This is a genomic window from Oscillospiraceae bacterium (assembly GCA_015068645.1).
Classification (GTDB): Bacteria; Bacillota; Clostridia; order UMGS1840; family UMGS1840; genus SIG452.
This window is the reverse complement of the sequence record SVKD01000013.1, coordinates 42260-55075: the sequence shown is the minus strand read 5'-3', so window position 1 is coordinate 55075 and position 12816 is coordinate 42260. Positions and strand designations below refer to the sequence as shown.

11 protein-coding genes and 1 riboswitch are annotated in these 12816 nt (G+C 38.7%); of the genes, 6 read left to right on the top strand and 5 right to left on the bottom strand.

Going from position 1 to position 12816, the window contains the following annotated elements; genetic code table 11:
• Both E7413_07145 and E7413_07140 read right to left on the bottom strand, forming a co-directional pair.
• Complete coding sequence (locus E7413_07145; protein ID MBE7019632.1) at positions 1 to 1041, bottom strand: RNase III inhibitor; 1041 nt, start codon at positions 1039 to 1041, stop codon at positions 1 to 3.
• 132 nt (positions 1042 to 1173) lie between these two features.
• Positions 1174 to 1368, bottom strand: a complete 195-nt coding sequence (locus tag E7413_07140) for a hypothetical protein (GenBank protein ID MBE7019631.1) — start codon at positions 1366 to 1368, stop codon at positions 1174 to 1176.
• Positions 1369 to 2003: 635 nt separating this feature from the next.
• On the opposite strand from E7413_07140, the gene E7413_07135 reads away from it, so the two are divergent.
• The 6 genes from E7413_07135 (at position 2004) to E7413_07110 (ending at position 7200) form a co-directional block, all read left to right on the top strand.
• The gene (locus tag E7413_07135; protein MBE7019630.1) at positions 2004 to 2228 is read left to right on the top strand and encodes a DUF2188 domain-containing protein; all 225 of its coding nucleotides are present in this window, start codon (positions 2004 to 2006) and stop codon (positions 2226 to 2228) included.
• 1120 nt (positions 2229 to 3348) lie between these two features.
• A complete protein-coding gene (locus tag E7413_07130; protein ID MBE7019629.1) occupies positions 3349 to 3804 on the top strand; it encodes a hypothetical protein in 456 nt (151 codons plus the stop codon).
• Between the two features lie 3 nt (positions 3805 to 3807).
• Complete coding sequence (locus E7413_07125; protein ID MBE7019628.1) at positions 3808 to 4488, top strand: hypothetical protein; 681 nt, start codon at positions 3808 to 3810, stop codon at positions 4486 to 4488.
• 18 nt (positions 4489 to 4506) lie between these two features.
• Entirely contained in the window at positions 4507 to 5706 is a 1200-nt protein-coding gene (locus tag E7413_07120) for a hypothetical protein (protein MBE7019627.1), read from the top strand.
• A gap of 30 nt (positions 5707 to 5736) precedes the next feature.
• Positions 5737 to 6081: a hypothetical protein gene (locus E7413_07115; protein ID MBE7019626.1), complete on the top strand. Its 345-nt coding sequence runs from the start codon at positions 5737 to 5739 to the stop codon at positions 6079 to 6081.
• Between the two features lie 240 nt (positions 6082 to 6321).
• Positions 6322 to 7200: a hypothetical protein gene (locus E7413_07110; protein ID MBE7019625.1), complete on the top strand. Its 879-nt coding sequence runs from the start codon at positions 6322 to 6324 to the stop codon at positions 7198 to 7200.
• Between the two features lie 85 nt (positions 7201 to 7285).
• Here the strand turns inward: E7413_07110 and E7413_07105 are convergent, their stop codons facing one another.
• The 3 genes from E7413_07105 to E7413_07095 form a co-directional block, all read right to left on the bottom strand.
• Positions 7286 to 9964 carry an ATP-binding cassette domain-containing protein gene (locus tag E7413_07105; GenBank protein MBE7019624.1) on the bottom strand — a complete coding sequence of 893 codons (2679 nt, stop codon included), beginning with the start codon at positions 9962 to 9964 and terminating at the stop codon, positions 7286 to 7288.
• Positions 9937 to 10824: an energy-coupling factor transporter transmembrane protein EcfT gene (locus E7413_07100; protein ID MBE7019623.1), complete on the bottom strand. Its 888-nt coding sequence runs from the start codon at positions 10822 to 10824 to the stop codon at positions 9937 to 9939. Before E7413_07100 ends, E7413_07105 begins: the two co-directional genes overlap by 28 nt.
• Before the next feature lie 142 nt (positions 10825 to 10966).
• Positions 10967 to 11187, bottom strand: a riboswitch (cobalamin riboswitch).
• A 200-nt stretch (positions 11188 to 11387) separates the two neighbouring features.
• On the bottom strand, positions 11388 to 12809 hold the full coding sequence (locus tag E7413_07095) for a 4Fe-4S dicluster domain-containing protein (GenBank protein ID MBE7019622.1): 1422 nt from the start codon (positions 12807 to 12809) through the stop codon (positions 11388 to 11390).
• Between the last annotated feature and the right edge of the window lie 7 nt (positions 12810 to 12816).

Here is a 12816-nt window from a genome sequence, read left to right as displayed (position 1 = left end):
CTATACCCCCAAAAGCACTTGATCAAACTCAAACAGTGCTTCGTTGATTTCGAAAATATCGTAAATTTCTTTTTGGATAAAATAGCGAATAATTTTATCAAATGTGAAGCTTCGGGATAAGGTAAGTCCTGCAGAAGACAGCAAATCCTGGGTTTCGTCCAGATTCAATTTTAGTGCGATTGCAAAGGCAACGGCGGTCTGTTTGGACGGACGGTATGTATCGGGATGACATTTGATTTTGGAAAATGTTTTCTTATCCACATTGGCTTTCTTGTAACACTCCACATCGGTCATACCACGCTCGTCAATCAAGTCAAAGAGTTTGAAGGCGAAGGATTTATCCATTTCCTTCATATACTCATCCAACGACTTATCTGTGGCACTAGTCATCGGAGGTGCAGACATCATCGGTGTTGCTTCCATACAAGCATATTCTATAGTTTTCTTGGGACGGAAAGCTCCTCTGAAGTCTTCAAACGTATCAAGTTCTTCCAGACAATCGCCGTGGTGGTCTTCTGCGTAATCGTCATCAATAAAATCACGGATTTCCGTGAAGAGTTGTCGGCTGAATTCGTAGGAAGTTTTGTCATACACACACAGGTACACCATCAACTCGTGTTCAAACAAAAATTCGGTGATAACTTGTACTGCAAATTTTAAAACCTGATCTTTGGGATAACCGTAAACACCTGACGAAATCAACGGAAATGCAACGGAAGTGCATCCATTCTGAACCGCCAGTTTCAAGGATTCCAGATAACAGGATTTTAAGATGATACTTTCCCCAAGCAATCCACCTTCCCAGATGGGCCCAGACGTGTGGATAATATATTTGGCATCTAAGTTGTATCCCTTGGTGATTTTCGCCATTCCAAGGCCGAGAGGAGCAATTCTGGCACATTCGATGTCCAGTTCCTTCCCTGCTCCTTGATGGACAGCATAATCAACGCCACTGTATCCAATCATTTCCGTGTTGGTGGTGTTTACAATGGCGTCAACCTTCATTTTGGTAATATCTTGTCTGATAATTTGCAGTGGCATAAAATCACCTCAAAATCTATTCGTTTAGTATATTACCATTGTAGCAAACTATTGTCGGAATGTCAAATTATATTAAAAAATGGAAACAGCATTCTTTGTGCTGTTTCCATTTTTTATTTGTTATTCTGATTCCTAGAGTTCGTCCAGATCGTCTTCGTCTAAATCAAAATCGTCCTCATCGTCGAACTCGTCGTAAGAATCATTATTGGATGTACATTCCTCAAACATTTTATATCCGAGGAACTGTTCTGCTAAGTCTTCTTTTCCGTCACCGTTAAAATCGAGCAATCCGCCAAAGTGATTGCCCCAAAATCCACCCTTTGACATATCGAAGTCCTCCAAACCAAGATAAACAAAAATCACAATATCTTGTGATTGATTCAAGCATTAAAACACAACATCTTGTACTTTTGTTTATATAAAATTTTAAAATATTACGCTAATCCTCTTGACTTTACACACAAAATCTGATATAATTGGAGAATAATATGTGAAATCATCTGCTTACACAAAAAGACAAAACCCCGATGATACGGCAATATCGTCGGAGTCTTGAAAGTCCAACCAAATAAATGATTGAACAAAGGTTTTATATATTTTATCATCTTTAAACTTGGTTGTCAATACTTTCGAGGTATTTTTTGCTGGAAAGGAGTTGTTTTTTGACAAGCAAGTTTTTTTGTGTGGTAGTCTATAGATTATCCAAATTTAATTTTAAAACAGAAAGGATGATAAAATATGTATTATTTTATTATTAATCAAAATGCCGATGAAAACGGTAGAAACGAGATTCACAATTTTTTTGTGTGTGAGCATCTACCAGCATCACACAATAGAATAACGTTGGGCTGGTTTACATCAGAGTACGAAGCACTTCAATATGCCAGATGTAATGGATTTCCAAATGCAGATGGCTGTTACTACTGTTGCAATAACATTCATCATGGTTAAGGAGGGTACTTATGAATAAAAATCAGCACATTACGCCTCATCCGAATGGTGGATGGCAAGTCAAAGGCGCTGGAAATTCCAGAGCTACCGTGAGGACAACCACTCAGAACAGTGCAATTGCGATTGGTCGAGAGATTGCTCGAAATCAAAATTCAGAACTAGTTATTCACGGAACAAACGGACGAATCAGAGAAAAAAACTCCTATGGAAGAGACCCATTCCCCCCAAAAGGATAAAGTCATCTGAAAATATGTAAGTTAATCTTATTGGTGGTAATCCACCCTATATGATAACTAACAACAGCAAAACGCCCCAGCAACAAAGTTACCCAATGTTGCTGGAATATTTATCTTTCGCAATATAATTTTATCGGAAAATCGTCATAAAAAACGGTTTTCCGACATTCTGTAGGACAGTTCTAACTTTTGGTAAAAAACGAGGGTTAAAATTCTGCATTTTTTGACGTCACATGTTGTTTAAAATCACAATGTATGACAACTTGCTTCAAGTGGCAAAAAAGTCCCTGTCGCATCGTTTTTCGACGTTACAGGGACTTTCTTTTTTTATAACATTTGTTGCGTGTATGAAGGGGGTGTTTGTTCTAACTTTTGTTCTAACTTTGTTCTAACTTTTTGTCAAAAATTTCGATTTTTCTAAAAAATCCGAGAATTAGGAATTTTGAGGCAAGAGGTTTTGAAAATCCAGTGATACCAACGTTTTTCGAGGAACAAGATAACACGAAATAACACAAGATAAAGCGAGATAAAAAGGTGCAAATCCTCTTCAAATCCTACTGCACCTGCCACCGAAAAGCCTGTAACTGCAAGGGGTACGGGCTTTTTTTGTGCGCTGTTCTACCTTTTTGTCTGATTCCCTTGTCATAAACGAATTTTGAAAAGGTATAATGTTCCGCCATATCCTCTTTTCCGTCGCCGTTAAAATTGTCCCTCTCTTCCACCTTCCAAAACCCGAATGATTTTTCCGCAAACAAAAGCATATTTATTCTAAAATTTTAAAATATATGAATTTATATGCAGTTGGTTGATTCAATGAAGTTCATTGCATTTTTTCTATATTTGGAATTTTTTGTAATAAAATGGCGTTTTTTTTGACATTTTTTAATTATTTTCCGGAAAAAAGAGGGAAATGCAATTTTTTTACGAATTATATATAGTAGGGGGATTTATTTTTCGAGTCACCAAAATCACAGTCCGAAAACATATGAATAAATATTCAAATCCAATCAGGAAGTAATTTATGAAAAAATCAGATAAGAAAAATATCATTCGCAACACCTTAGCAAAAACTAAATAAATCTCAAATAAGAGAAAAACAAACAAAAAATGGAGGGATTCAATGCACGTTTCTATCATTTCCAGAAAAGTCGCAAAAGAATTAATCGCAAACCAATTTCCTAAAAATACTGCCGTGATCAGTTTCTACGATCCGCCTTCCAAACGACTTAAGGACGACTATGGCCCTGTGGATTACCAAGGCAAGTGCGAACGACTGTTCCGTGTTGCTGTTCGTGATATCGACATTGACATTTTGGAAGATTACGGACTTACCTACGATACTTACCTTCCCGAAGCGAACGAATTGGCACAGTATATCTTATCTGCCAAACAAGACGGACTGGACATCATCTGTCAATGTGAATATGGTCAAAGCAGAAGTGCTGCTTGTGCTGCCGCTATCAAGGAATACTTTGATCACTCGGGAATCTCTGTTTTTGCTGATTACAGATATTATCCCAATCAATTAGTTTTTAATAAAGTGCTGAACGCACTGAAAGAACAAGGAGGAAATTAAATTATGAACAAAACCGAACAATTAAACGAATTATTTGATGAGTGGAAACAAAAGGAATTTGATGGTAAAAAATTCGAGATTTTTTGCGAGGATGGAATTGTTGATGAAATAGAATTCGAAAATCAAAATTTGAAAGTTGCTTTCCTCTTGAAAGATGCAAATGCTGAAAAGCCAGAAGAATCTAATGTGCGTAACAATCTTTTAAATACCGCAAACGAAGAAAGTAACTTCGGAAAAATGTGGAAAGTGTTGTGCATGTGGAAACGAATTACAGAAGATCCGAACATATCTTTTAAAGATTGTTGTGATGAAAAGTTTGAGATTGACATGTCTATGTGCAAATATTTGAAAAAAATTGCTGTTGTAAATCTTGCGAAAGAACATGGAAAGGGTGTTAATAACCAAGATGAATTAAATAATAAACTGGCAAAAGCAGTTAAACAATATTATGATTATACACAAAAGGAACTTGATATCATTGAACCTGATATTGTTGTTTGCTGTGGAACATATTACCATATCCGTGACCAATATGAGAATTGTGATGAAATCACTCTTCCATCAGGGGCAAAGTATTTTACAAATGATAAAACCAAATTTGTAGAAATGTATCATCCCGGAAGTTATACTGGTTATCCTGTTCTCTTTGCATATTTCAAAGAAGTATACTCAAATTTAAAATAATCTCATCAGGAGGATAAAATGAATACAATCGAACCGGAAGAAATCATTAAAGAAACCGGAATAATTCGTCTCCCCTACCGTTTTTATATCCCTAATGCAAAAGAAGAACTAGAGTCCGTATGTTATGATGGAGCTTATGAAAAATACGGAAAGCCGTTACCCAAACAAATCGAAAGCCGTTTACAGGAAGAACTACATCAAATCGGGAAGTACTGTTTGGAACACATGTACTTACTTCCCATAAAACTTTCCGAAAAATGCAAAGAACTAAATTCCATATTGCTAACCAGAGGTTGCGCGGGGAATTCTTTGGTAATGTATCTGGGAGGAGTGACACCAGTAAATCCTCTGCCACCACACTACTACTGTCCCGTGTGTAAATTTGTGGAATTTGTAATAGACGCAGACTGCAAATCCGGTTTTGATTTGCTTCATCCTGATATTGATGCAAAATGTCCCAAATGCGGTGCCAAACTGACAAGTGACGGAAACCATCTGGATTACGAATTTCTGCTTGGTTCTGACGGCAGCAAACTGCCTATCATTGAATTCGATATTGATTTCAAAGACCAACAGGAACTGGTAGATTATTTAAAGACGTTTCTTACTTCCGAGGAAGAATTAGCAAAAACAAATATCAAAACGGAACTCATACTAATATCATCAGATATTATTCCGTTGTTAAAAAAATTGGAAACTGCAACAGGTATCCCTGCAGAAAATATCGACCCAACACAAATTGATATCGCTTCCTTTTTCGTAAACGGAGATTTTGAGGGAATTCCTCTGGAAAAAGACTATTATCAAAAAATGTTACCAAAAAATTTCTCTGATATGGTAACACTCTCCGGTTTAAAACAAGGAACCTGGGTTAATGATATCAAAGAACTGTTGAACGAAGGAACATCTTATCGGGACATGATCGCATTTCGTGATGATGTTATGACGGATTTACGTCGTCTTGGACTCTCCAAACCGGAGGCTTTTCGCTTTGCCGAAATCGTTCGTAAAGGAAAAGCTGTAAAATTCTCCGAAGAACTGCTTCAACTGACGTCTTCCCACGGCGTACCGCAAAGTTACATAGAATCTATGAAAAATGTGTTATATTTGTTTCCCAAGGCACATACAACAGAATGGATTCTGAATGTTTGCAAGCTGATTTGGTACAAAACATTCTATCCTGCTGAATTTAAATCGATAATTTCTAAGGAGGTATGAACGCTGAATCATACAGTAAATGAATTTCGTTTGAAAACGGGCCCGGGATTGTTTTTCTTTGTACACGGCGAGCTGTTGCTTCATCATTGTTCTATCGAGGAATCGGAGCCCTACGGAACGTTTTTAAACTATCCTCACAGCCACTACGATATCTGGGGAAAGTATTACGAAAACAAATACCAAGTGGACTTTGATTATTATCCACGGGGGCGGATTGTTTATCGCAAAACAGATGATACTTATCTCATTTATTATGACAAGTGTATGGAAAAAAATCTGAATGATGTGTTAGAACATTATCAAGGAACTAAATATGAATTACATTACGATGAGCATTATCAGTGCCATCTCTGCAACCCCGATTATGTTATATAAAAAAATACACCGATACAAAAATTGCAGAAGCTATATCAAATACCATAGGCATATGTAATTCATTATTCGCAGAATCCCAATAAATTCGAAACGGTAATCTCCTAGGAGATATGTCTTGTGAAATCTTTGTTATTCTATGTTTGATTTATAAAGATTGGTAAAAACAACGAAATAATCACAAAAAATGTAGACAAACGAATTCATTTGTGATACAATAACGCTGATAAGGAGGAATTTTCCATGAAAAAAATAATTGGAATAGCAATGCTGTTTATTTTATTGCTGACAACTGCATGCTCACCCCATAACCCGATGTCCTCAGATACTCCCTTGCAGCCCTCACAAGAAGATTCTACAACATTTTTTGAAGAAGAGGTCGTTCCCACCACAACTTTTTCTGCCGAAATCGGAGAAGTAAACGGTGTGGTTTATCATGTTCCCTTGATTCCTGCAAACGGAGAAGGTCAGTCAACCGAAATTACAGGCTGCAAACCGTTCCCCATTGCGCCTCACGAGGGAAAAATCATTCCCAGCTTTTGCTACTATGACGGATATGTATATTTTAGTGAATGCGAAGATAAATACCCCAATTTTGATGTTGCAATTTACCGCTGCAAACCGGATTGGACCGAAGTGGAATTAGTTGATGAAATTCCCTATCAGTCAATAAATGAACCTTGGAGTCCCTATTTCCCTTCATGCAGTTTTGTAATTGATAACGGAACGTTGTTTTATTCTGGGTCTATGATTGATGCTGTTGAAGTTTATGGAATCAATCTATCCAACTTGGAAAAAGTTTCTGACTATCTGGTTCGTCCCTATGCAGAAGAACGAAAAAACGCTCCGAATCCCTATGAATATCCCGCAGTTGTTTATAACGATATACTTATTTACTATGACGATGGCATTTATCGGGAAATGGACGGACCGGATATGTTAGTAACTGATAATGCATCGGAACGAGGATATGCCGACGGCTACCTATATTTTCAAGGAATTTCTCCTGAATCCGATGATACAGAAATTCTGTTTCGTATTCCCGTAGATGGTGGCGCCAAGGAAATTCTGGCAACCAGAAAAGCTACGGAAAACGGAGAAACATTCTTTTATTGCCCCTAATTTCCAAAAATCTTAAATAAAAATTTTTCGATTTGAAAACGCAGAAAAATCCCGCTTTATTGAAAAAGCGGGATTTTTTGTTGAATTATCTTTCTACCAAACCGTATTTTAGCTTAATTCGTTCCAATTTATCAATCATAGCTTCTGAAATAAACCAAAGGAAAAAAGCGGTAGAAAGTGCATGCACCAAATCAAACGGAAAACCCACAACATAGGAAGATGCTATCATTTCCCGATTTAGTTTACTTTGGCTCACAATCAGGGAAGCAGGATTCATAATCCCGCCGTATATCACCAGAGTTGCTACAAAACCAAAGATGCAAAGCGATGCCTTTGTTTTGCGGAGAAACCCTTTTTTAAAGCAAATTCCCGCTAAAAATCCAATGATTCCAAATCCGAACATCTGCCAGGGAGTCAGGGGGCCTTGCCCGAAGAAAAAGTTAGAAACAAATCCTGTTACGGCACCAACCAAAAAACCGGTCTCTCCACCAAAACATACTCCCGCAAGGATGACCAACGCAACCACAGGTTTAAACTGAGGAAGCATAGCAAATGCTGCTCTTCCGGCAACCCCAACCGCACACAACACACTGATGATAATCAGTTCCCTTGCCTGAGGTTTTCTTGCTTCAAATATCATGCAAAAAGGTATGATTGTTTCTAAAATAATCAGCAAACTGATAAAATAATACTTTTTGTCTCCCAAAAAGAAAACTCCGATATAAATGGTCAAAGGTATCAGAAGCAAAATTAAAAATGCCGCTACAAGCGTTCTCTTGGTTAGTTTGCGGTCCGTTTTGGGTGTTTGTATCACCTCAATACCAATGTCTCGCTGAGGAAAAAAACAGAAGCAGACAACCACAATTTCTACAATTGCAAGAATTTGCCAAGTATCCATTTCTAAAAATTCGATTTGCGAAAATCCCAGCAAATCAATTTGCATATAATAAAATAATGTTGTTATAACAAAAAGTAATGCAAAAACACAGCCAAAAATGATTCTTAAGGGAGTCAGTTTTTTATTTTTAATGGTTCTTTCAGGTTGTTTTTTTACCTCTGATTGACGAAACATAACAGATCTTAGTCGGCGTTCTCTCGGTTTGACAGTTCCGCCGCAGGCTTTCACAATATCCTCCGCCAATACCGCATCGGGTAAACAAGTTCTTGCCATACGGTTGGCAGAAGTGGTATAAAAATTCTTACCTTTGAAAAATGCTCTGGGAGTATCAACGGAAGTGATAGCACCATCAAACATCAAAGCACACCTATCAGCATATTCTGCACAAAATTCAATATCGTGGGATACCATAAATACAGTAATGCCGTTTTGTTTCAAATCCAAAAGAATATCTGCAAATTCTTCTTTGAAATAAGCATCCATTCCTTTGGTAGGTTCGTCCAACAGTAAAATTTCGGGTTCCATTAAAAGAATTTTGGCAAGTGCCGCTCTCTGTTGTTCTCCACCCGATAAATCATAGGGATGAGCTTCCAAAAGATTTTCAATTCTGCAAAGTGTTGCAATATTTTGCACCTTCTTTTGCTTTTCTTCTTTGGAAAGCTTTTGTTCGGAAAGAATTTCCATTAAATCAAGATATACTGTTTTCTTAACGAATACACTTTGGGGATTCTGAGGAAGAACACCAAGTAAACCGCTATATAAGCTTTTAATTTTGGAAATTTTCTGACCTTGAATCAGCACATCTCCTCGATAGGGAGAATGAAGTCCCGACAATAAGGAAAGTGCAGTGGTCTTCCCTGTTCCGTTCCCGCCGACCAGGCAAAACAATTCACCTTTTTGAACCCTTATATTCAAGCCTTTTACCACATCAGGTAAATTTTTTTCATAGCGGAACCAGGCATCTGCTATTTCCAGAACTGTTTCACCGTCTTCTGTCGGCACATCCTTTGGGATCACCTCTGCATGCAGACTGTTTTCTTTGGAAAAAGATTCCAGCCAGCTTCTGCCCTCTCTTACCGTTAACGGACAAGCTAAGCTGTTATTTATGCTTCCGTGTACTCTCATCGGGGTGGGAAGCGCAGCGTACATTGCATGGTTTTTTTCTTTTAAGAGGAATCCTACTTCCTTAGGAGGGGCATCTGCAATGATTTTTCCGCCATCTACCACAAGCACTCTGTCTGCCAACGGGAAGGCATCTTCCAAACGGTGTTCGGTAAGAATCACGGTGGTTCCCAGTTCACGGTTAATTTTTTCCAGAGTTTTTAAGAATTCGCCGGCGGCAATGGGATCCAGCTGACTGGTAGGTTCATCCAATATCAACACAGAAGGTTGCATCGCCATCACGGAAGCAAGATTTAAAAGCTGTTTCTGCCCGCCGGACAGTTCGGTTACATTCTTGTAAAACCAAGTCTGAATTCCGAAAAAAGATGCCATTTCGGACACTCTTGTGCGAATCTCATTCTGCTTGTACCCAAGGCTTTCCAAGCCAAATGCCAATTCATGCCACACCTTATCGGTCACAATCTGATTGTCCGGATTCTGCATCACAAAACCGATGCCCGCTGCCTGTTCTTTGGTATCATACTCCGCTAACGGTTTTCCGTTAAACAATATAGTTCCGCTGAATTCGCCAAAAGGTGATAAAGAGGATTTTAACAAACGAAGCAAAGAGGTTTTTCCGCATCCCGATTTTCCACAAACCAAGACAAATTCCCCCTGTTGCACGGTAAAGCTAACATCTTTTAATGCTTCATCTGTTCTGTTCGGATATGCAAAACTTAAATGTTCGACCTTGAAGCTTTCCATCTTCTCACCTCCCAAATTTCAATCAGAATCGGACTAATGCAGAGAAACAGATATGCCAAAAATACACTGATACTAAATAGAGTCGGCACTACCCCCTTAACAGACGGAAAATACCTGAAATACATTCCGCCTGCCAAGCTACCGCAAACAGTGTAAATACCCAAAATCAAAATCGTAAAGAATGCTTTTTTATCACGCTTATCAAAAGTAAAAATAGAAAATGCTGTTCTTCCGGGAATTCCGTATCCTCGGGATTTCATACTGTCTGCCGTTTCGATGGCATTTTCCAATGACCAGGTTGTCATAATAGATATAATATTAAGCCCGTGTTTGGCACGTTTTATGATGCTTCCGTTTGATACATCCCGTCCCATCGTACGCTGCGCGTTTGCCACCACTTTCGTTTGCGCTTTCAATCGGGGGACAAACCGAAGAGCCATGGAAATAATCAACGATAATGAGGGAATGATTTTGCCAAACAAATAAATAAATTTATCACTGGTCATCACTTCATTATAACAGGAAAAATGACAAATCACACTGACTAGCATCACTGATGCACTGATACCGTATAAGATAGATTCCAACGTCAGCGGATTATTATCGGGTAAATATTCCAACACGGTAACCCCCTCGTGGTTGAACATGGGATTAACAAGAGCGGTAATGACAATCATGGGCAGCATATATAACAAATTGCTTCGAATTGCCTTTTTCCCTTTTAGCATCACTGAATATGTAAATCCCGATACCAAAGAAATGCCGAGGCAGACAGGATGCATCAGAAAACAGGAAAGCCCGATCACAAACACAAAATAAGTAAAATTAACAATCGGATGATAGGTTTTAAATTCATTCATATATCCACCTCACTTCCTTAAATATTCGAACAAGTAACAAAAAACTGTGGTAATTTCCATTTTCAAAAATTACCACAGCCTGTGTTTCTCTGTGCAAACTCACAATCCGACTGAAAACAGCCGAAAATATTATCTTTTCATACTAGAAAGATAACATCAAAGCAGGTCTTGTGACTCGCATCATATAGATTCAAAAAATCTTCATTTTTATATCCTGCCTTCTCGGTTGCCCAATGACCGGCTTTCGCCAACGGATACAAAAACTTCGATGCACACACCGACAGTTTAACCGTAGAGGATTCGCACCCCATTCCCTTTTTCACTGATAACGCCTGGCAAAAAGCCTTTACAGCATCATCAACACTTCGTGTGAAGATATTCAATTAGCTTTATCATTTTACCATACAAATTTCAAAAAGTCAAGAAAAACACGATTCAAATAAATAAGAACCCGACCCGATGACGCAATCAAAGATTGCGGTCGGGTGCCCCGGAACCTTGTTGTATTCACAATCAAAAAAAGACTGCACCCATATCAGTTACAGCCTTTTTAGCATAAAAAATTATTTTAATACAGAAATTGCATCTGAAATTGTTTTTTCATAAGCTTCTCTGCCATACCTATCCACTTCTGCCTTATTTTTTTCGCCGTGAGTTAAGCAACCGGCACCGCCGATGCAACCTCCCACGCACGCCATTCCTTCAATAAAGTTGGCATCCAATACGTTCTTGCTTTTCTTTAAAAGCGCCACTTTGCACGCCTCGATTCCGTCACAGGCAACTGCTTTCAAATCAAAATCAAGATTCTGCTCTTTCAGTCCCTGGGCAATCGCATCAGACAACCCTCCTGAACGGGCAAAGATTCTGCCAAAATAGGATGCATTATCCAATACATCTTCGGAAAGCGAAGTGATATCGATATCTTTACTGTCGTAGAGTGCCTGCAGTTCTTCAAAGGTCAGCACAGCATCAATATAGGGTTTTACAGTATCCAGCTGTGCTTCTTCTTTTTTAGCAGTACAAGGACCAATAAATATCACTTTGGCATTAGGATCGGTTTCTTTAATATATTTTCCCAAAGTTGCCATCGGAGACAAATTGTGGGAAAGATATTGCACCAGATCGGGGAATGCTGTTTTTACATATTTTACAAAAGCAGGACAGCAGGAACTGATTAAGAATCCTTTTTCGGCAAGTTCTTTCGATTCCGACTGAGCAACCATATCTGCCCCCAATGCCGCTTCCACCACAGTAAAGAAACCAAGCTCTTTTAAACCTGCAATCACCTGCCCTAATTTGGCATAGGTAAACTGGCTGGAAATGGAGGGCGCCACCATCGCGTACACTTTATAATTTTTATTATCATCACTTTTTTTGATGGTATCAATCACATCCAGAATATAAGATTTATCCAAAACAGCACCAAAGGGACACTGATACACACAAGCACCGCAAGCAATACATTTGTCTTCTTTGATAGTCGCTGCATTGTTATCGTTGGTAGAAATTGCCTTGATTTTACAAGCTTTCTGGCAGGGCCGTTTGCGGTTCATAATAGCGGAATACGGGCAAACCTTTGCACACTGACCGCATTCCACACATTTTGTTTTATCAATATGCGCCACGTGATTTTGGTCAAAGGTGATTGCATTCTTTTTACAAACATCTTCACAACGGTGGGCAAGACACCCTCTGCAGGACTCGGTTACCACATAACCGCCTTCAGGGCACTCATCGCACGCAAGTTCAATGACTTCAATCACGTTGGGATTTTTCCCGTCACCGCCAATGGCAATTCTCACACGCTCCGAAACGTCTGCCCTTTCTTTATACACACAGCAACGCATGGTGGGAACTTTCCCGGGAACAATATTCTTGGGGATTTGGGTAATATCTTCCAAAAGGGTATCATTCCAGGCAGATTTTGCCACTTCGCGAAGCACTTTATAATTCAAATACTGAATCTTGGTATCAAATTTTCTCAAAATGCCC

Bases quoted from the DNA above. Each gene is read 5' to 3' on its own strand.
- E7413_07125 (MBE7019628.1), top strand. From the start codon at position 3,808: ATGAACAAAACCGAACAATTAAACGAATTATTTGATGAGTGGAAACAA.
- E7413_07120 (MBE7019627.1), top strand. From the start codon at position 4,507: ATGAATACAATCGAACCGGAAGAAATCATTAAAGAAACCGGAATAATT.
- E7413_07105 (MBE7019624.1), bottom strand. From the start codon at position 9,964: ATGGAAAGCTTCAAGGTCGAACATTTAAGTTTTGCATATCCGAACAGA.
- E7413_07100 (MBE7019623.1), bottom strand. From the start codon at position 10,824: ATGAATGAATTTAAAACCTATCATCCGATTGTTAATTTTACTTATTTT.
- E7413_07145 (MBE7019632.1), bottom strand. From the start codon at position 1,041: ATGCCACTGCAAATTATCAGACAAGATATTACCAAAATGAAGGTTGAC.
- E7413_07140 (MBE7019631.1), bottom strand. From the start codon at position 1,368: ATGTCAAAGGGTGGATTTTGGGGCAATCACTTTGGCGGATTGCTCGAT.
- E7413_07135 (MBE7019630.1), top strand. From the start codon at position 2,004: ATGAATAAAAATCAGCACATTACGCCTCATCCGAATGGTGGATGGCAA.
- E7413_07110 (MBE7019625.1), top strand. From the start codon at position 6,322: ATGAAAAAAATAATTGGAATAGCAATGCTGTTTATTTTATTGCTGACA.
- E7413_07130 (MBE7019629.1), top strand. From the start codon at position 3,349: ATGCACGTTTCTATCATTTCCAGAAAAGTCGCAAAAGAATTAATCGCA.